We start from the raw sequence: 18,038 nt of genomic DNA, 5'->3' as shown, positions 1-18,038 counted from the left end.
GGCAAAAAAATCACTTAATATACCTAAAATCTGTACCGGCTTTTAAGTTTAATAAAAATTCATAATACAAATCGATACAGGCCTGCACATCCTCTTTATGTACCATTTCTACAGTAGTATGCATATATTTCTGCGGTAAAGATATCAATGCCGAGGCCACACCTTCAGCCGAATAAGCGAAAGAATCGGTATCCGTACCCGTCGAACGGCTTACGGCAGCTCTTTGGAAAGGAATTTTCTTTTCTTCAGCCAAATCAATAATCATATTTAATAGATTATTCTGAACAGCAGGGCCATAAGAAAGTGTTGGACCTTTACCGCAAGCTATATCACCATCTTTTTTCTTGTCATACATCGGCGATTGCGTGTCGTGCGTTACATCTATAACCACTGCCACATCAGGCTTTAATCTTCTCGAAATCATTTCTGAGCCTCGTAAACCTATTTCTTCCTGAACTGCATTCACCACATAAAGCGTGTAAGGTAATTCTACCTTGTTTTCTTTCAGTTTTCTGGCCACTTCGGCTATTATATAACCACCAATTCTATTGTCCAAAGCCCTGCCTACGTAGAATTTCTCGTTCAATTCCATAAGACCATCTTCAAAAGTGGCCACCGTACCCACATGAATTCCCATGGCTTCTACCTCAGCTTTGGTGGAAGCACCCACATCAATGAATATATTTTTTAAGCTAGGAGTTTCTTCCTTGGCAGAATCACGCACATGTATAGCTGGCCAACCGAAAATACCTTTCACAATACCATTCTTGCGTGTATGTAAATTTACCCGCATCGAAGGAGCAATCTGATGATCTGATCCACCATTACGTCTTACGTAAATATAGCCAGAGTCAGTTATGTAGTTTACAAACCACGAAATCTCATCCGAATGGGCTTCGATAACCACTTTGTATTCCTTACCAGGATTAACTAATCCAACGGCTGTTCCGTAAACATCCACGATATTTTCATCGATGAAAGGTTTCATATAATCTAGCCAAATCTGCTGACCAGTAGACTCAAAACCAGTAGGAGAGGCGTTATTGAGATATTCGTAAAGAAATTTTATATTATTTTCCATTTAAAAGAATTTGTTCAGAACAAAAATAGCAAGCATATTTTTGATGAAAGAGAAAACCTGAATTATTTTGATAAAAAATAGATTCTTGGTATATCCTAATGACTATACTCTCAAGGTTTCTGGTTGCTTATTTACACCAAAATTAAAAACATCATTTCTGGCATAATGTCCAATTACATCAAAATCCAATTTACTTTTTGCCAACACCGAAAAGTCCAATTCTACGGTTAGTAATCCTTCTTGGTTCCATAATGGACCAGCCAAAACTTCGCCCATAGGTGACAAGATTACACTTCCGCCCGCACACATTATTTCCGGCTCATTTGCCAAATCTTCTATAAAATCAGTTGGATAATCAGATTTTCTAACAAATTGATTGGCCGCCAAAACAAAGCATCTACCCTCCAAAGCAATGTGCTGCATGGTAGATTGCCAAGATTCTCGACTGTCAGCAGTGGGAGCGAGGTAAATCTCCACGCCTTTGTTATACATGGCCATTCTGGCCAAAGGCATATAGTTTTCCCAACAAATAAGTCCACCTATTTTACCTATTTCAGTATCGAGGGTTGTAAGTGTTGAACCATCACTTTCAGCCCAAATATACCTTTCTAAGCCAGTTGGTTTTAGTTTTCTGTGTTTCCCGAGCAAATTTCCATCCTTACCAAAATACAACAGTGAACAATGCAATGAACCACCTAACGATTCTTTCTCGGTTACTCCCAAAGCAACAAAAATATTGGCGTTTTTGATGGCTTCGCTTAATCTAGAAACATGTTTCGCAGATGTACTTTCAGGATTCAAATCCAGACTACTGTTCCAATATTTGAGCCATTGATCACGGCTTTTATTAGAACGCCTGCCAATAACCGCGTCAAAAGTTAGTCCACGGGGATAACAGGGGATAAACGACTCTGGGAATAGTAACAATTCACAGCCTTCTTTTGCTCCTTTTTCTATCCACGAAATTACAATTTCTATTGTTTTCTCTATGTTGAACAAAGCTGGTGTGGCCTGAACCACACCCACTTTAATTTTTCTGTTTTCCAAAATCTCTTTTCTGGTTTAATCGATTATCAAATCTAAAGCATACAATCAAGAAAATTACCATCGAAATAGATAATTGATTCCGAAATTGATAAATTGCAGTCAAAGAAATCATTCAAAGAGACTGATTTCCAAATTATTCAACCTTTAAACTTAAAAAATGAAAAGAAATATCACATTTCTCCTATTACTTCTTGTAGGTAAAGCCATTGGGCAAAATATACCAGAAACATATCCAACTGATCCTGCATCAGTAGAGAAGGTGGGAGTCCCGAAAGGTGAAATTATTAAATTTACTTTTGAAAATTCAAAGGTTTTTCCGGGTACTACCCGAGAAGTAAGTATTTATATACCAGCACAATACGATGGTAAAAAGCCAGCTTGTATATATGTGAATCAGGATGGAATTCAATGGAAAGCTCCGATTGTATTTGATAATCTAATACATCAAAAAGAAATGCCGATAACCATCGGAGTTTTTGTAACTCCTGGCCAAGTAAAAGCCCAAAATGCAGATTTGGCATTAAATAGATTTAACAGGAGTTTCGAATATGATGGTTTGGGAGATAATTATGCCCGTTTTCTTTTAGAAGAAATTTTGCCAGAGGTTGAAAAACAAAAAAGTAGCAATGGCAGAGCAATCGTACTTTCCAAAAACGGAAACGACAGAGCGATTGGCGGCTCAAGCAGTGGTGCTGTTTGTGCTTTTACGGCAGCTTGGGAAAAACCTCAAGAATTTTCGAGAGTTTTTAGTGCCATTGGAACTTACGTAGGCTTAAGAGGAGCTGACAGATATGATATTTTGGTAAGAAAATACGAACCAAAGCCTTTGAGAATATTTCTTCAAGATGGCTCAAACGACCTCAATATATATGCAGGTGACTGGTGGAAAGCCAACGAAACCATGGAAAGAGCATTGGCATTTTCGGGTTATGATGTGAAACACGTATGGGGCGAAGGAGGTCACAATGGACAGCATGGAACCGCTGTTTTTGCTGATGCAATGCGTTGGCTGTGGAGAGATTATCCCAAGAAAATAGAAGCAGGGCAGTCTAAAAATCAATTCTTAAAAGACATTCTGATAGAAAATGAAGATTGGGAATTGGTTGGTGAAAACTACGGGTTTACCGAAGGTACAGCCGTAAATGCGAAAGGAGAGGTATTTTTTCAGGACATACCTAATTCTAAAACCTACAAAATAAACGCTGCTGGCAAACCAGAAATCTACGTAGAGGATGCAAGAAAAGCAAGTGGCACCACTTTTGGACCGGACGGGCAGATGCTGACCATCACGGGAGGTTGGTCGCAGCCGCCAACGAAACAAATTCATCAATATGATGCAGATGGAAAGTTCATTAAGGCTCTCACAGAAGAAACTCCGGGAAATGATATATCCATTGCCAAAAATGGGAATATTTACATTACTCAACCTGACGGTAGAGAAAAACCAAGCAAATTATTTTTGTTGAGGCCAAATGGAGAGAAAGTTGTATTGGACGAAGGACTAAAATTTGCCAACGGCCTTTGTTTTTCTCCGGACCAGACGCAACTATATGTAACAGAATCTGCCTCGCATTGGGTTTGGGTTTATTCAATATTGCCAGATGGCACATTGTCAAACAAACAGAAATTTGGATGGTTACACGTAAGAGATACCGATGAAAACGCCTGGAGTGATGGAATTAAATGCGATAGAGACGGTAGGATATACGTGACATCTTTGAGTGGAATTCAAATTATGGATCAAATGGGAAGAGTCAACGCAATTTTACCATTGCCAAAAACAAAAGGTCAAGTATCTAATCTCTGTTTTGGCGGTCCTAATTTCGATATAATTTATGCCTCAGTTCAAGACAAGGTTTACAGAAGAAAAGTAAAAGTAAAAGGTGCTAACAATTTTGATATGCCTAATAAACCTGCCACACCAAGACTTTGACGATATTACCGCAAAGGCACAAAAACGCAAAGAACAAACTTTGCAATCTAGTGTCTTTGCGGTTTCATAAAACTAATTAACAGCCACAAATTTCAAACTTGCTGAATTCATACAATACCTCAAGCCCGTTGGTTTTGGACCATCATCAAAAACGTGTCCCAAATGTGCGTCGCATCTTTTACATTTTACTTCATCGCGTACCATCCCAAGGCTGGCATCAGTACCCACTTCTACACTACATGGATCTACTGGTTTCCAAAAACTCGGCCAACCAGTACCAGATTCAAACTTAGTTTCAGAAGTGAATAAATCCAATCCACAACCAATGCATTTGTAAACTCCTTTGGCATGATTATCCCAATAGATACCTGTAAAAGATCTCTCAGTGCCTGATTGACGAGTTACATTATATTGTAACGGTGTCAACTGAGCTTTCCATTCTTTTTCGGTCTTTTTTACCTTTACTATGTTGCAGTTTACCTTTGTTTTTTGGGCACAACTCATGGTGAACGTAAACGCAGCTAAAAATGCAATTACTATTTTTTTCATGTTTATATCTTTCTTTTAAATACGAATGAATATATTATTTAGTTTAAATTTAAATAAAAATCCTAATTATTGGAACAAGGAAATCTTATTTATAGTTATTATAAGTAATGATTATTATTAGAATTTAATAATTTATCTTTGTAACATAATTAAAGGGACATATTCATTTATGCTGAAAATCAGTAATTTACAAGCAAGAGTAGAAAGTAAAGAGATACTTAGAGGAATAAATTTGGAAATAAAACCAGGTGAGATTCACGCGATAATGGGTCCAAATGGCTCTGGTAAGAGTACTTTGGCCTCTGTTTTGGCAGGAAGAGAAGACTATGAAGTCACTGGTGGAACAGTTGAGTTTAATGGCAAGGATTTGCTTGACTTAGCTCCTGAAGAGAGAGCGGCAGAAGGTATTTTCTTGGCCTTCCAATATCCAGTGGAGATACCAGGTGTAACCACCATAAATTTCTTAAAAACTGCCATAAACCAAATCAGAAAATATCACGAAAAAGAGCCACTTGATGCTGCTCAATTCCTGAAATTGATGAAAGAAAAGGCAAAAAGCGTTAAAATTGATGATCAACTTCTTAGAAGATCATTGAACGAAGGTTTTTCAGGAGGTGAGAAAAAACGCAACGAAATATTCCAAATGGCCATGTTAGAGCCAAGTTTGGGAATTTTGGACGAAACTGATTCTGGCCTTGATATAGATGCCTTAAAGATAGTTGCTGACGGAGTAAATCAATTGAGGTCTGCAGACAGATCTTTCATCGTGGTAACTCACTACCAAAGATTGTTAGATTATATAGTACCTGACTTTGTTCATGTATTGTATAAAGGAAGAATCGTAAAATCAGGAACCAAAGATTTGGCTCTTGAACTCGAAGAAAAAGGCTATGATTGGATTAAATCTGAAGCCGATGCGTTAGAAGCATCAATGGTTTGATAATTAATTCATTAAAAGAAAACAAAATGTCATTTCAGAATATTCAAGGCCAATTTGAGGCTGAATTTGAAAATATTCAAAAAAACCTCAACGGAAAAAGTGGATCTGATTTTAATTTAATCAGAAAAGGTGCTTTTGAGCAATTCAAAGCTTTGGGAATTCCAACCGTAAAAAATGAAGATTGGAAATATTCAAATCTCAAAAACCTTGATAAGCTTCAATTTAGTTTTAATTCAGCGTCTAGTATTTCCAAAACTACTTTTGATTCGCTTCCTTTTTCAAGTTTGAAAGGAATCTCTATTTGTTTTGTAAACGGAATTTTCAGCCAAGAGCTTTCAAATATTGAAGAATCCGCAAAGATAAAAGTTCTAACACTTGAAAACGCCTTAGACCAAATTCCTGAAGTTATTGAAAAACATTATGGAAAATATGTAGAGGTTGACAAAGAAGGTCTTTCTGCCTTAAATAATGCCCTTTCAAACTCTGGAAGCGTGATTGTCATAGACGAAAATTATGTTTTAGAGAGTCCAATTGTTATTCGATATATTTCGGACGTAACTTCAGAAAATATCGCCTTAAATATTCATAATCTGATTGTTGTAGGTAAACATTCTGAAGCAAAAATTGTAGAGATTTTCCAAACCGAAGGAGAAAAAACAGCTTTTTCAAATCTGGTTACAGAGATTTTTGTGGATAAAGATGCTATTGCTCATTATTACAAAATTCAGGATGAAAACGACCAGAGTTATCATGTAGGCACTACACAGGTCAACCAAGAAGATAAAAGTTATTTCTATTCTGCCACTGTAACCCTTAATGGTGGGTTTGTTAGGAATAACTTAAATTTGGTACTAAACGGACAATATATAGACAACCACATGTATGGTTTATATATTCCAAATGGCAAGCAACACGTTGATAACCATACACTTGTGGACCACAAAATGCCAAATTGTGAAAGCAACGAGCTTTACAAAGGCGTTTTAATGGATAGTTCAAATGGGGTATTCAATGGCAAAATATTTGTAAGAGAAGATGCTCAGAAAACGAATGCATATCAAAATTGCAGAAATGTAATTACCTCAGATACAGCATCGATGAACAGCAAGCCGCAGTTGGAAATTTGGGCAGACGATGTGAAATGCTCACACGGAACAACCACAGGAAAACTTAACGACGATGCTATTTTCTATATGCAATCTAGAGGTATTCCTAAGCCAGAAGCCATTAGATTACAGTTGGTAGCGTTTGCAGAAGAAGTGGTTTCTCAAATCAAAATAGAGGAACTAAGAGAAATGTTGGATACGATGATTGAAAACAAACTCAAATAAATTCTTTTACAGAATTTATTTACAACAAAAAGAATTTTGAAACTTGATATCAATAAGATAAGGCAAGATTTCCCGATTTTAGAGCAATCTATCAACGGCAAAAAACTGGTTTATTTCGACAATGCAGCCACAACGCAAAAGCCTACTCAGGTTTTAGACGCTCTAAATGACTATTACAGAGGCTATAATGCCAATATTCATAGAGGAATTCACCATTTGGCAGAAAAGGCAACAGCAGCATTTGAGGCAACTCGGAAAGCAGTCAAAACTTTCTTGAATGCCAATTCAACCGAGGAAATAATATTTACTTACGGCACTACTGACAGCATTAATTTAGTGGCAGGTACCTTCGGCAGAAAATTCATAAATGCTGGAGATGAAATCATCATTTCTACCCTTGAACACCACTCTAATATTGTTCCGTGGCAAATGCTTTGTCAAGAAAAAGGATGCGTTTTGAAGGTAATTCCGATAAACGATGAAGGAGAAATCCTTATGGATGAGTTCGAGAAGTTGCTTTCTGAGAAAACGAAATTGGTATCTGTCGTTCATGTATCCAATGCTCTAGGGACTATCAATCCCATAAAAAGTATTATCGAAAAAGCCCATGCTGTTGGAGCAAAGGTTTTGATTGACGGAGCACAAGCGAGTAGTCATATTGACATTGATGTTCAAGAATTGGATGTCGATTTTTATGCACTTTCGGCACACAAATTATTTGGACCAACCGGAATGGGTGTTCTTTATGGCAAAAAAGAGCTTTTGGAAGCTATGCCTCCGTACAGAGGTGGTGGTGAAATGATCAAAGAAGTGACTTTTGAAAAGACTACTTACGCCGATTTACCCTATAAATTTGAAGCTGGAACACCGAACATAGCCGATGTTGTGGCATTTAAATTTGCTTTGGATTACATTCAAAACATTGGTAAAACAAACATTGCAGCTTATGAAAATGAGCTTCTAAATTATGCCACCGAGAAATTAGAAGCAATTGAAGGACTTACAGTTATAGGAAAAGCCAAAGAAAAAGTGAGCGTAATATCGTTTGTTTTGGAAGGAATTCATCCACAAGATATAGGAATTATACTTGATCAACAGGGAATTGCTGTTAGAACTGGGCACCATTGTACCCAGCCTTTGATGCAACGATTTGGAATACCAGGTACAGCAAGAGCTTCATTTTCAGTATATAACACTTTCGAAGAAATAGATGCATTGGTTGCAGGAATCTTGAAAGTAAAAAAACTTTTGTCGTAAAATGAGCATCAACGAACTACAAGACGAAATAATTGAAGAATTTGAGCTTTTCGAGGATGATTGGGAAGGCAAATATGAGTACATCATTGATTTGGGCAAAAAGCTTTCTCCTCTAGCTGAAGAATTTAAGACCGAAGATAATATAATAAAAGGTTGTCAGTCAGTGGTTTGGCTAAATGCCAAATACGAAAATGGACTTGTGATTTTTGAAGGCGATAGCCAGGCTATTATTGTTAAAGGCTTGGTAAGTATGCTCTTAAAAGTGCTTACAAATCATACCCCTAGAGAAATATTGAATGCAGATTTGTATTTCATCGAAAAAATTGGCCTTACAAGTCATTTAGCTCAAACCCGATCAAATGGATTGGCGTCGATGGTTAAGCAAATGAAAACCTATGCTTTGGCTTATCAAAGTTTAGAAAAATAAAGAACTTTATTAAAATTCGTTGTGTTTTTTAGAAGTATTTAAAACCTAATTGAAATGGATACGCAAGAAGAAGAATTGAAAGCCAAAGTGATAGAAGCCATAAAGCAGGTTTATGATCCTGAAATTCCTGTGGATGTTTTTGAACTTGGACTTATTTACGATATCAAAATTTTCCCTGTTAATAACGTGTTTGTTTTAATGACACTCACTTCTCCGTCGTGTCCTTCAGCAGAGGCTATTCCATCGGAGATTGAGCAAAAAATAAGGGAAGTTGAAGGAGTAAATGACGTAAGCATCGAATTGACTTTTGATCCACCTTATGGAACAGAAATGATGAGTGATGTTGCAAAATTAGAATTAGGATTTTTATAAAAAAGCTTTTTTGAGTTTACCCCTCCAAAAATGCTGTTGATTTTTAAAACTCCCCCGAAGGGGTCGGGGAATAAAATTAAGAAACAATGTATCCTCCCCATTTAGTAGAACCAATGAAAGCAGACCTTACTTCGGTAGGTTTTCAGTCTTTGCAGACAGCCGAAGAAGTTGACCAATTTATGGCCAATCAAAAAGGCACTGCTCTAGTAGTTATAAATTCAGTATGTGGCTGTGCAGCAGGTACTTGTCGCCCAGGTGCGAAGCTTTCGCTTGAAATGTCAGAAGTAAAACCTAACCAGTTGGTAACAGTTTTTGCTGGTGTGGACACTGAAGCAACTCAACGTATGCGTGAATACATCCCATTGCCTCCATCATCGCCATCGATTGCATTGTTTAAAGACGGAGAATTGGTTCATTTTGTTGAGAGACACCACATTGAGGGTCGTTCAGCACAAATGATTGGTGGCCATTTGGCAGCAGTTTACGAAGATGTTTGTATAGCTGAGTAATCAATCAAAAAATAAATCAGAGGCGATTTTATCGGAAAAAATTCTTCCTTGTGCTGTGATTTTGATAGAATTTCCAGATTGAAATACAAGATTTTGATTTTTCAAAATATCTAAAGTATCCCAAAAAGTTGGAGGAATTTCCCCGACAATTTGGGATATTTTTTTTGTATCAATTCCCCAAATTGTCCTTAAACCACACAATAAATAATCATTTACTTTGTCTGAAATACTAAGATTCTCTATCGAAAAAGGCACTTTTCCCGATTCTAAGGCAGCAATATATTTAGAGTTATTAGAAACATTTGCTTGGCGAGAAATCAAGTTATATGAATGAGCAGACGGCCCAATTCCTAAATATTCTTCATTTTTCCAATAAGACGAATTGTGAAGAGCATACTTCCCGTTTTTTGCAAAATTAGAAACCTCGTATTGTTCGAAACCTTGGCTAGTTAAATTATTAACGAGAATGTCATATTGTTCTGCCGCATAATCTTCACTGATGGGTTCTAGCTTTTTTTGCTTTACCCATTTTCCAAAAACTGTAGAATCTTCAATGGTCAAGTTATAGGCCGAAATATGGTTTAGATTGTATTTCTCAATTATTTTTAAGTCATTTCTAAGAATGCAATTCTGCTTTTCAATATCAAAATCCTTCGCATTTTTAGCATAAATCAAATCTATAGTGATATTTTCGAGACTATTGTTTAAAAGTAAATCTAACGCAAAAAAGCTTTGATTTGAATCGTGTGCCCGATTCATAAACTTCAATAAATCATTATCAAAAGTCTGAATTCCCAAACTTACTCTATCGATTCCGAATGATTTCCATTCATTGATTTTCTCTAAATTAATATCGTCAGGATTGGTTTCTATGGTAGTTTCTTCAAGGGAAGATACATCATAGAAATTTGAAATGGCTTTAAAAATCTTTTCGAAATCGCCACCAGAAAGTAGGGAAGGAGTACCACCGCCAAAATAAATGGTCTGAAGTTTCTTGTTTAGGAGATAATCTTTCTGAAGTTCAATTTCCTTACAAATGGCATCCACCATTTTGTCCTTCAAAGAAAGATTGGTGCTGAAATGAAAGTCACAATAATAACAAGCCTGTTTACAAAAAGGAATATGAATGTAGAGATGCATTATTTAGTGGCCACAAAGAAATAGTCTATGCATTTCTCTGGCTCATCGCTCAAATAATGATCGTCCCAGTTAATCTCCGCTGCTAAGCCTTCAGATTGTTGCAAAAGTTTATTCCTATTGAATCTGTTTAGTATTTCATAAGGAATTCTAAGAATCCAAGCTGGTAAATTGTGTTGGAGATTAAAGATATCCCAACGCATAATTTTATTTACAGAGGCCTTATTTTGAGCGTAATATTCCCAAACTTTATCATTGCCGCCCACACCTTTAGCATCCAGCGTTTTGAAATATTTCAACATCAGAGATTTTAATTCATTCGTTTTATATTCTCTGATATGCCACGGATTTCGGCTAAGAGAATACTCTTTGTTAACGGTAGTTAGCAATATTTTCCCGCCTGGCTTTAATACCCTATGTGCTTCTTGGAGAAATTTGTGGTCGTCTTGAATGTGTTCAATTACTTGAAAAGTAACGATGAAATCGAAGGTGTTATCCTCAAATTCAGTCAGTAAAGGAAGATTTGCGGTATTAAAATAGTGTTTTGGATGCTTTTCTTGAAGAGCTTTTATAAGTGGTTCGTTTTTATCTAAACCCGTAAAATGATCACAATTGCTAATTAATTTCTCCACACCACGGCCCCAACCACAGCCCAATTCCAGTACTTTCCCACTTATAATTTTTGCGGCCAATTCATAAGGAAAATATAACCTTTGATGTACTGGATTGTCAGATAATATCTCTGCACTGGTTATTTCTGTTGTAGCGTATGTCATATTTAATTAATTACAATTAGAACTATAAATGGTAGAGACATCCTTTACCCAATCTTCATAGCTTAAGGCCAAAGGCACATTCAAAACACAAATTTGAGAAAGATTATTGTTATTTTCAGTATTGAGGATGGATAAATTCGGATTATTTTTCAAATTTAGCGTATTCAAATTGTTATTTGAAACATTTAAAGTTTTCAAAGCGATATTATTGGTTAAACTAATGCTTGAAATTAAATTTTTCGAAACATCCAAATATACTAGATTAGTCAAATTCCCTACTCCAATTCCAGTCAAACTACATGATTGACACGCTAAATTAAGCAACAAAGATGAAGCTGAAAGGCTAAAACCAGATATGGGGTTATAACTCAAATCTAAATCTGCAAGCCTTGGATTGGAAGAAAGATTAATTTGATTAATGGTGTTATGGCTGAGTCCTAGACTGTTTAGAACTGTATTCCTACTAATATCAATACTTGACAAATTGTTATAATCTGCAACTAATACCTCCAATTGTGCATTCTGGGTAATATTGAGTTGAGAAAGGTTATTTTTGAAAACGTATAAATACCTCAAATTAATATTGGGTGACAGATTAAGATTTGACAGCTGATTGCTCCCTAAATTTATCTCAGATATTTTTAGATTTTGGCCCAAATTTATTTGACTTATTTGATTAGTAGATAAATCTGCAACTTCCAAATTTACGAAATGCTGTAGGCCTTCAAGATTAGAAATATTTCTATTATTAGCCTTCAAATTTTTAACCAATAAAGCATCCACTTTGATCATTTTACCATTGGTAAGTCCTTCTGTGTCAAATCCTCCAGCAATTAAAGCTTGTTCGAGACCAGCGTCTGGTATGGCGATGTATTCTTTTCCAGTTGTAAATGAAAATTCTGCGGATTCGGTATCGCCAGTAAGGGTTTTTCCAACTAATGTTCCACTGTAGGCAGTGTTGTAATTTAGATTATTTAAGGTATATGAAATTGCATTCAAATTGCTTGCTATCAAGGTATTCTCCAAATAAAGATCATATCTCACTGGCCCAATCCTAGAATCTTCTACCAAAGGCCAATCCAATCGAGCTGATGTACTGTTTTCGAGTACAGTGGCAGTAATTACAAATGGGGGTAAATCAGGCGGCCGCTGGCACGATATACCAAAAATGGAAACTATTATAAAAGCACGGGTAAAATAAGTCATACACGTTAAATGTATTGATTTTTACAAAAATAGTTTTCAAACAAGACAATAAAAAACCTTTGCACAGAAAATAAAGCAAAGTACATTTGAACAAAAATTGATTTTCTTGCAAAAAGACAAAAATACGGCCTTCATAAAATCTAAAGCTGCAGAGCTGGGCTTTGATTTTTGTGGTATTTCTAAAGCAGAATTCCTAGAAAGCGAAGCCAAACTACTAGAAACTTGGCTCCATAAAAATTACAATGGTAAAATGGCTTATATGGCCAACTATTTCGACAAAAGGCTTGATCCACGATTACTAGTAGATGGTGCAAAATCTGTTATAACTTTCATTCTCAATTATTATCCTGAAGAAGAACTTACTGAGCAAGATTACAAAATCTCAAAATATGCTTACGGCACTGATTATCATTTTGTTATGAAGGATAAACTTTCTAAACTTTTTGCAGAAATGCAAACCGAAATAGGTGATATAAACGCTAGAGTTTTTGTTGATTCTGCTCCTGTTATGGACAAAGTTTGGGCTAAAAAAGGTGGTCTTGGTTGGATAGGAAAACACAGCAATTTGATTAATCGAAAAATTGGGAGTTTTTTCTTTATTGGAGAAATTATTTGTGACCTAGAACTCAATTATGACGGCCCGATAAAAGATTATTGCGGCACTTGTACGGCTTGTATAGATGCTTGCCCTACAGATGCCATAAGTGATCCCTACGTGGTTGATGGAAGTAAATGCATTAGTTATTTGACCATTGAATTAAAAGAAAATATTCCTACGGAATTTAAGGATAAAATGGAAAAATGGGCGTTTGGTTGTGACATCTGCCAGGATGTATGTCCTTGGAATTCGTTCGCCAAACCACACAAGACTGTTGAATTTCTACCGAATGAAGACTTAAAAAGCCTTAAAAATTGGGAAGAAATCACCCAAGAAGTATTCTCAAAAACCTTCAAAAATTCTGCAATCAAACGCACCAAATTTGAAGGTTTGATGCGAAATATTGATTTCCTGAAAAAAAATTCTTAACGGCAATTGTCTGCGAATTTCTTGCTCCAACTTTCATTGAGTTTTGCTCCAATTTTAAAATTTTCACAAGCTTCTTTACTCTTACCCATAGCCAAAAACGTTTTTCCGACATAATAATAGATATAATCAACTTCAGGATTGGAGGCCTCAACTTTTGAGAAAAGTCCCATTGCTTTTACAAAATCCTTGTCCATAAATGCCTGAATTCCTTGATTTCTAATGACGTATGGATTTTCATCATCAATTTTAATGGCCTTCTCCAGTTTTTCTTTTCCAAGAAAATACTTATCACTTTCAAAATAGAATAAAGCCAAATTGTTAACATAAATAATATTGTTAACTTCTTTGTTTTCAGCAAGCAAAAGGTTTTTAATCGCCGAATCAAAATTTCGTTCTTTCCCATCAAGAACCGCCAAATTATTGAAAACTACCGGGTTTTCTTTATCCAACGCTTGTGCTTTTGTTAGATATTTTCGTGCTTCTGCTGGTTGATTAGTCACGGTTTTCAAATAGGAAATGTTCGCCAGGGCCTCAATATTTTTGGGGTTTAAGGCCAATGATTTTGCCAACATCTGCTCTCCCTCTGGAAAATGATTCTGTCTAACAAAATTTTGTCCATAAGAATTATAAAACTCACTGGATTTTTCTAGCTTCTTTTCTATGGCTTTAAAAAGATTCTCAGCTTCGGTTGTCTTTCCCATTTCGCTATAAATCCGACCCAAATTAAGTTTTGCATCCACAAAGGATTCATCAAGTGAAACGGCCTTTTCAAAATCTTTTAAGGCTTCGTCGGTTCTTCCAACTTTCAGATACACAACACCTCTGTTGTTGTAAGCATCAGCAAAGTCAGAATTCTTTTTTATGGCCTCAGAAAAAAAATGTTCGGCTTTTTCGAGTTCATTTTTTTTAAAATGAAAATTTCCACGTTTAAAAAATTCAGCAGATTCTTTGTTACCTTTGCACGCCCAAAAAAGAGGAGCCAACAAAACAATAATTAATAACTTTTTCATGAGGTTTGTAAAAAATATAGAGAATGATTTCTGCAAAGCAGAGCTTTATCAATTCAACAACAAATATATTATAAAGTTTGAAGCTGGAATGTTTGAGCAAATTTACAAAGTTTCTGAGTTAGATGTTTCAGGAGAAGAGGATATTGAAGAAATGATGGGCGATAGTTTTCTAAAAAAGGTGGTGGAGCGTTTTAAAGACATGGAAAACGATTTTGACGCCATCATCGATTCGGTGGATTAATCCTTATATTTTGCCAATCAAGCAATTATTTTAGAGCTTTTGGCGTATTTTATTTATTTTTGTAAAAATTAATCTGAAATTATTTCATGGCAGAACAAGAAAATAAGAAACCAAAAAAACAAAAATCGGCAATGCGTGAGTGGTGGGACTCAGTGCTTTTTGCAGTTGTAGCCGCTACACTTATTAGAGGATTGTTTTTAGAAGCCTACACCATTCCGACAGGCTCAATGGAAAAAAGTTTATTGATAAACGATTTCCTTTTTGTTTCAAAAGTACATTATGGAGCTAGAACTCCAAAAACCATTCTTCAAGTTCCGCTTACGCACCAGAAAATTTGGTTCACAGAAATACCTTCTTATTCAGACGCTATTCAAATACCTAATTTTAGACTTCCGGGCTTCACTTCTGTGAAAAACGGTGATGTGGTTGTGTTTAACTATCCAGGTTGTCCTGAAAGACCTGATCCTTACGGTGGTTTTGACAAATATCCAGTGGATTTGAGAACCAATTATATCAAAAGATGTATAGGTATTGGCGGAGACGTGGTAGATATCAGAAATTCGGAGGTTTATGTAAACAACAAGAAATTTGATAATGCTGCCAATACTCAAAAGTATTACAGCATCGAAACGAATACCAATGTAAATGAGAAATTGTTTGAGAAACTGGGTATCGAAAACAAAGGCGAGCGTTCAGAAAATGGGAAAATCTATTATTCTATCAATTCCACAGAATCGGCTTTAGCAGAATTGAAGAAATATGATTTTGTGACGAATATTTTTCCTGACATAATTGCTAAGGGTGACACTACGGATCAAAATTATAATGCATTTCCGCATCAAACGACTTTGTTTTCAAACAACAGAGACAATTTTGAGCCATTCACGGTTCCAAAGAAAGGGATGAAAATTCAGTTGACAGACAAAAACATAGCAATGTACAAGTCAGTAATTACTGTTTTTGACTTAAACAAAAACGCTGAATACAAAAACGGGAAGATATTTATAGATGGTAAACAAGTAAACGAATATACTTTCAATCAGGATTATTACTTCATGATGGGAGACAACCGTTACGAGTCAGATGATTCAAGATTTTGGGGATTTGTTCCTGCTGACCACATAGTGGGTAAAGCAGTGTTCATCTGGATGTCCATCGATGCAAACGGAAGTTTGTTAAACAAAATCAGATGGAGCAGATTGTTTAGCTTGATAAAGTAAGACTAGAAATTCCAAAATATGTTTTAAGGCTACTTTTAATCGAAGTAGCCTTATTTTTTGCCCTTATACAACTCATATTTTAGTAAACGAGCATCCAAACCACCATTAAGCAAGTCTATTTTTTGCTCACCTCTAAGTCCAACTTTCTTTATCGCTTCTTTGTCTGAACTTATCATCCAAGCTTCAAAGCCAGCATATTTTTGTTTGAGCGTATCGCCAATTTTACTGTAAAAGTCAAAAACATCGTCTATTTTCATTCTTTCGCCATAAGGAGGATTAAGGAAAACTATCCCGTTTTCGGTGGTTGGTTCAGTTTCAAAAAAGTCCGCTTTTTTCAAGTTTATATATTCGTCCATACCTGCCAATTCTGCATTTTCAGCAATGACTTCCAGATTTTTTGGAATAATATCTCTTGCGAAAATCTTTAGATCTGGATCAATAATCTGTGATTTCAACTCTGATTTTACTTTGTTAAAAAGTGCAGAATCAAAATCTCGCCAGTTTTGTAAACAAAAAGATCTGTTGAGATTTGGGGGTGTTTTAGTGCCAATAAGTGCGGCTTCGATGCTAAAAGTACCTGAGCCAGCCATAGGGTCATAAAACGGCAAATCTGCATGCCAGCCACTGATTAAAATTATTCCAGCTGCCAATATCTCGTTTATAGGAGCTTCGTTTGATTTTATTCTGTAGCCACGTCTATCCAAACTTACTCCTGTGGAATCTAAAGATATAACTACTTCACTACCAGTTACATGTATATTAATTACGATATCTGGGTTATCTTTACCCACGTCAGGTCTTTTGCCTTTTTTTTCTCTAAATCTATCTGCTATGGCATCTTTGACTTTCAAAGCCACATAATGCGAATTGCTAAAATGATTACCACTAATGGTGGCATCAATAGAAAAAGTCTGATTTAAATGCAGTACTTTCTCCCAAGGAAATGACTTTGCATTGTTATATAGCTCGGTTTCGTTTTCAGCCACAAAGTCATCGATAGGAACAAGAAACCGAACGGCTATTCTGGACGACATATTGGCTTTATAAAGCAACTCATCATCGCCCACAAAACGTATTGCACGCCTTAATTTTTCAATATTCTCAGCACCAAAGCCTCTCAGTTCTTCTATCAGGAGGTTTTCGAGTCCCATCAAAGTAGTGGCTACTATTTCGTATTTTTGCATGGTACAAAGCTAAAGCATAATAATCGAAAATCTGAATCTAGTCCTGAAATAGAAAGGAATTACCAGTTTATCTCCTCTAATCCTTTACTTTTCAGAAACTCATTGGTTTTAGAAAAATGATGTTGGTCAAACCAACCACCTTGATTTGCAGAAAGTGGCGAAGGATGTTTTGACTTTAAGACCAAATGTTTTGAGGTGTCAATAAACTTCCCTTTATTTTGTGCAAATGCTCCCCACAGCAAGAAAACCAAGTTTTCTCGCTCTTGATTAAGTTTCGTTATTACAGCGTCAGTGAACGTTTCCCAGCCTTGTTTTTGGTGCGAGCCGGCCTGACTATCGCGGACTGTCAAGGTGGCATTTAAAAGTAGCACTCCTTGTTCTGCCCATCTTTCGAGATTACCCGACGGTGGAATATCTATATTCAGGTCTTTCTTAATTTCTTTGAAAATATTGATCAATGAAGGTGGAAGAGGCACTCCATCACTTACCGAAAAACAAAGCCCGTTTGCTTGATTTATACCATGGTAAGGATCTTGGCCTAAAACTACCACCTTTGTGTTTTCAAAAGGACATTTGTCAAAAGCATTAAAAATTAACTTACCGGGTGGATAACATATAGTTGAAGTGTACTCGGTTCTTACAAAATTTATAAGGTCTTTAAAATAAACTTTCTCAAACTCTTCGTACAAGTGCTCTTTCCACGATTCTTCTATTTTTATATTCATTTAAGAGAATTTTATCGATTTCTTTTGATTCAATTCAAAATTATTGTTTTATTTACAAAGTAAAAT

General features: G+C 35.9%; 19 protein-coding genes. 10 read left to right on the top strand and 9 right to left on the bottom strand.

Annotated features, from left to right (window positions below; genetic code table 11):
* Positions 1–10: 10 nt before the first annotated feature.
* Together EGI26_RS18075 and EGI26_RS18070 are read right to left on the bottom strand one after the other, a co-directional pair.
* Positions 11–1,081: a M42 family metallopeptidase gene (locus EGI26_RS18075; protein ID WP_255080473.1), complete on the bottom strand. Its 1,071-nt coding sequence runs from the start codon at positions 1,079–1,081 to the stop codon at positions 11–13.
* Between the two features lie 102 nt (positions 1,082–1,183).
* Positions 1,184–2,128, bottom strand: a complete 945-nt coding sequence (locus EGI26_RS18070; RefSeq protein WP_255080472.1) for a carbon-nitrogen hydrolase family protein — start codon at positions 2,126–2,128, stop codon at positions 1,184–1,186.
* Between the two features lie 157 nt (positions 2,129–2,285).
* Here EGI26_RS18070 and EGI26_RS18065 point away from each other — a divergent pair, with 157 nt between their 5' ends.
* Complete coding sequence (locus EGI26_RS18065) at positions 2,286–4,061, top strand: SMP-30/gluconolactonase/LRE family protein (protein ID WP_255080471.1); 1,776 nt, start codon at positions 2,286–2,288, stop codon at positions 4,059–4,061.
* Positions 4,062–4,133: 72 nt separating this feature from the next.
* On the opposite strand, the gene msrB is transcribed toward EGI26_RS18065, so the two are convergent.
* Positions 4,134–4,610, bottom strand: a complete 477-nt coding sequence (gene msrB, locus EGI26_RS18060) for a peptide-methionine (R)-S-oxide reductase MsrB (protein ID WP_255080470.1) — start codon at positions 4,608–4,610, stop codon at positions 4,134–4,136.
* A 169-nt stretch (positions 4,611–4,779) separates the two neighbouring features.
* Here msrB and sufC point away from each other — a divergent pair, with 169 nt between their 5' ends.
* The 6 genes from sufC to EGI26_RS18030 all read left to right on the top strand — a co-directional run bounded on the left by sufC (position 4,780) and on the right by EGI26_RS18030 (position 9,446).
* Entirely contained in the window at positions 4,780–5,550 is a 771-nt protein-coding gene (sufC, locus tag EGI26_RS18055) for a Fe-S cluster assembly ATPase SufC (protein WP_255080469.1), read from the top strand.
* Between the two features lie 26 nt (positions 5,551–5,576).
* Complete coding sequence (gene sufD, locus EGI26_RS18050) at positions 5,577–6,881, top strand: Fe-S cluster assembly protein SufD (protein WP_255080468.1); 1,305 nt, start codon at positions 5,577–5,579, stop codon at positions 6,879–6,881.
* Positions 6,882–6,917: 36 nt separating this feature from the next.
* Positions 6,918–8,138 carry a cysteine desulfurase gene (locus EGI26_RS18045; RefSeq protein ID WP_255080467.1) on the top strand — a complete coding sequence of 407 codons (1,221 nt, stop codon included), beginning with the start codon at positions 6,918–6,920 and terminating at the stop codon, positions 8,136–8,138.
* 1 nt (position 8,139) lies between these two features.
* Entirely contained in the window at positions 8,140–8,565 is a 426-nt protein-coding gene (locus EGI26_RS18040) for a SufE family protein (RefSeq protein ID WP_255080466.1), read from the top strand.
* 54 nt (positions 8,566–8,619) lie between these two features.
* Positions 8,620–8,937: an iron-sulfur cluster assembly protein gene (locus EGI26_RS18035; protein WP_255047046.1), complete on the top strand. Its 318-nt coding sequence runs from the start codon at positions 8,620–8,622 to the stop codon at positions 8,935–8,937.
* An 86-nt stretch (positions 8,938–9,023) separates the two neighbouring features.
* Entirely contained in the window at positions 9,024–9,446 is a 423-nt protein-coding gene (locus EGI26_RS18030) for a BrxA/BrxB family bacilliredoxin (protein ID WP_255080465.1), read from the top strand.
* Here EGI26_RS18030 and hemW read toward each other — a convergent pair whose 3' ends face one another.
* The 3 genes from hemW to EGI26_RS18015 are packed head-to-tail and all read right to left on the bottom strand — an operon-like array spanning position 9,447 to position 12,565.
* Entirely contained in the window at positions 9,447–10,586 is a 1,140-nt protein-coding gene (gene hemW / locus EGI26_RS18025; RefSeq protein WP_255080464.1) for a radical SAM family heme chaperone HemW, read from the bottom strand.
* Positions 10,586–11,359: a class I SAM-dependent methyltransferase gene (locus EGI26_RS18020; RefSeq protein WP_255080463.1), complete on the bottom strand. Its 774-nt coding sequence runs from the start codon at positions 11,357–11,359 to the stop codon at positions 10,586–10,588. The genes hemW and EGI26_RS18020 overlap by 1 nt, the downstream gene beginning before the upstream one ends.
* Before the next feature lie 6 nt (positions 11,360–11,365).
* Positions 11,366–12,565 (bottom strand): leucine-rich repeat domain-containing protein, encoded by a 1,200-nt coding sequence (locus EGI26_RS18015; RefSeq protein WP_255080462.1) that lies wholly within the window; start codon positions 12,563–12,565, stop codon positions 11,366–11,368.
* Positions 12,566–12,671: 106 nt separating this feature from the next.
* Here EGI26_RS18015 and queG point away from each other — a divergent pair, with 106 nt between their 5' ends.
* Positions 12,672–13,592, top strand: a complete 921-nt coding sequence (queG, locus tag EGI26_RS18010; protein ID WP_255080461.1) for a tRNA epoxyqueuosine(34) reductase QueG — start codon at positions 12,672–12,674, stop codon at positions 13,590–13,592.
* Here the strand turns inward: queG and EGI26_RS18005 are convergent.
* On the bottom strand, positions 13,589–14,602 hold the full coding sequence (locus EGI26_RS18005) for a tetratricopeptide repeat protein (RefSeq protein WP_255080460.1): 1,014 nt from the start codon (positions 14,600–14,602) through the stop codon (positions 13,589–13,591). The genes queG and EGI26_RS18005 overlap by 4 nt on opposite strands.
* Between EGI26_RS18005 and EGI26_RS18000 the strand changes: the two genes are divergently transcribed.
* Positions 14,601–14,843 carry a hypothetical protein gene (locus EGI26_RS18000; RefSeq protein WP_255080459.1) on the top strand — a complete coding sequence of 81 codons (243 nt, stop codon included), beginning with the start codon at positions 14,601–14,603 and terminating at the stop codon, positions 14,841–14,843. The two genes, EGI26_RS18005 and EGI26_RS18000, sit on opposite strands and share 2 nt — an antisense overlap.
* An 86-nt stretch (positions 14,844–14,929) precedes the next feature.
* A complete protein-coding gene (lepB, locus tag EGI26_RS17995; protein ID WP_255080458.1) occupies positions 14,930–16,063 on the top strand; it encodes a signal peptidase I in 1,134 nt (377 codons plus the stop codon).
* A gap of 50 nt (positions 16,064–16,113) precedes the next feature.
* On the opposite strand, the gene EGI26_RS17990 is transcribed toward lepB, so the two are convergent.
* Together EGI26_RS17990 and ung are read right to left on the bottom strand one after the other, a co-directional pair.
* The gene (locus tag EGI26_RS17990; RefSeq protein WP_255080457.1) at positions 16,114–17,247 is read right to left on the bottom strand and encodes a class I SAM-dependent RNA methyltransferase; all 1,134 of its coding nucleotides are present in this window, start codon (positions 17,245–17,247) and stop codon (positions 16,114–16,116) included.
* Between the two features lie 59 nt (positions 17,248–17,306).
* A complete protein-coding gene (gene ung, locus EGI26_RS17985) occupies positions 17,307–17,972 on the bottom strand; it encodes a uracil-DNA glycosylase (protein WP_255080455.1) in 666 nt (221 codons plus the stop codon).
* Between the last annotated feature and the right edge of the window lie 66 nt (positions 17,973–18,038).

Source organism: Lacihabitans sp. CCS-44 (genome assembly GCF_024343735.1).
Taxonomy (GTDB): Bacteria; Bacteroidota; Bacteroidia; order Cytophagales; family Spirosomataceae; genus Leadbetterella.
Note: the sequence above shows the minus strand (reverse complement) of the source record. Positions and strands in the feature narration are given on the sequence as shown.

Bases quoted from the DNA above. Each gene is read 5' to 3' on its own strand.
- EGI26_RS18075 (WP_255080473.1), bottom strand. From the start codon at position 1,081: ATGGAAAATAATATAAAATTTCTTTACGAATATCTCAATAACGCCTCT.
- EGI26_RS18065 (WP_255080471.1), top strand. From the start codon at position 2,286: ATGAAAAGAAATATCACATTTCTCCTATTACTTCTTGTAGGTAAAGCC.
- msrB (WP_255080470.1), bottom strand. From the start codon at position 4,610: ATGAAAAAAATAGTAATTGCATTTTTAGCTGCGTTTACGTTCACCATG.
- sufC (WP_255080469.1), top strand. From the start codon at position 4,780: ATGCTGAAAATCAGTAATTTACAAGCAAGAGTAGAAAGTAAAGAGATA.
- sufD (WP_255080468.1), top strand. From the start codon at position 5,577: ATGTCATTTCAGAATATTCAAGGCCAATTTGAGGCTGAATTTGAAAAT.
- EGI26_RS18040 (WP_255080466.1), top strand. From the start codon at position 8,140: ATGAGCATCAACGAACTACAAGACGAAATAATTGAAGAATTTGAGCTT.
- EGI26_RS18035 (WP_255047046.1), top strand. From the start codon at position 8,620: ATGGATACGCAAGAAGAAGAATTGAAAGCCAAAGTGATAGAAGCCATA.
- EGI26_RS18030 (WP_255080465.1), top strand. From the start codon at position 9,024: ATGTATCCTCCCCATTTAGTAGAACCAATGAAAGCAGACCTTACTTCG.
- hemW (WP_255080464.1), bottom strand. From the start codon at position 10,586: ATGCATCTCTACATTCATATTCCTTTTTGTAAACAGGCTTGTTATTAT.
- EGI26_RS18020 (WP_255080463.1), bottom strand. From the start codon at position 11,359: ATGACATACGCTACAACAGAAATAACCAGTGCAGAGATATTATCTGAC.
- EGI26_RS18015 (WP_255080462.1), bottom strand. From the start codon at position 12,565: ATGACTTATTTTACCCGTGCTTTTATAATAGTTTCCATTTTTGGTATA.
- EGI26_RS18000 (WP_255080459.1), top strand. From the start codon at position 14,601: ATGAGGTTTGTAAAAAATATAGAGAATGATTTCTGCAAAGCAGAGCTT.
- EGI26_RS18005 (WP_255080460.1), bottom strand. From the start codon at position 14,602: ATGAAAAAGTTATTAATTATTGTTTTGTTGGCTCCTCTTTTTTGGGCG.
- lepB (WP_255080458.1), top strand. From the start codon at position 14,930: ATGGCAGAACAAGAAAATAAGAAACCAAAAAAACAAAAATCGGCAATG.
- EGI26_RS17990 (WP_255080457.1), bottom strand. From the start codon at position 17,247: ATGCAAAAATACGAAATAGTAGCCACTACTTTGATGGGACTCGAAAAC.
- ung (WP_255080455.1), bottom strand. From the start codon at position 17,972: ATGAATATAAAAATAGAAGAATCGTGGAAAGAGCACTTGTACGAAGAG.